The sequence below is a fragment of the Vibrio sp. Y176 genome (assembly GCF_033438945.1).
The window spans coordinates 1-568 of the sequence record NZ_JAWOQS010000918.1 but is presented as its reverse complement, the minus strand read 5'-3'; the positions used below and the strand labels follow the sequence as shown (position 1 = coordinate 568).

Here is a 568-nt window from a genome sequence, read left to right as displayed (position 1 = left end):
CTGCGTCAACAAGCAGAAATCATTGGTACGCAGCTTTCATCCAGCCCTGAATCAGAAAAAGCGTCTTTGCAACTTAGCCAACTGATCGTGAAGCAGAGACTGAATATCGCAACGGAAAGTTTGCGTAACCTGATGTCGATCGGCGACAAAATGGGTATTGAGACGTCGGAGTACAAGCGTCAGATCTTTGAAATCACAGGCAGCATCACGCACGACTTGCTAGACACCAAAGTGGTGTGGTCCATCATCAGTCACTGGTCAAACTCCGCGGTGGATTGGTTTGCGGAAAACGCACCACAGCATATCTTCCAGCTATTCGTGTTTGCGCTGATCTTATTGATTGCTCGTGCACTGGCTAAACTCACGCGCAAAGTGGTGAGCAAAGCGGTGTCTTCTAAGAACTTGAAACTTTCCCACCTAATGCAGGACTTCTTTATCTCCATGTCCGGCAAAGTGGTGTGGGTGATTGGTATTATGGTTGGCCTGTCGCAGATTGGCTTGAACTTAGCGCCAATCCTAACTGGTTTCGGTATTGCCGGTGTGATCATTGGTTTCGCGTTGCAAGATA

At 48.1% G+C, this 568-nt stretch carries 1 pseudogene; it reads left to right on the top strand.

The window, feature by feature from the left end:
- Positions 1 to 568: pseudogene (locus R7O13_RS29405) on the top strand (mechanosensitive ion channel protein MscS); the annotation flags it as partial.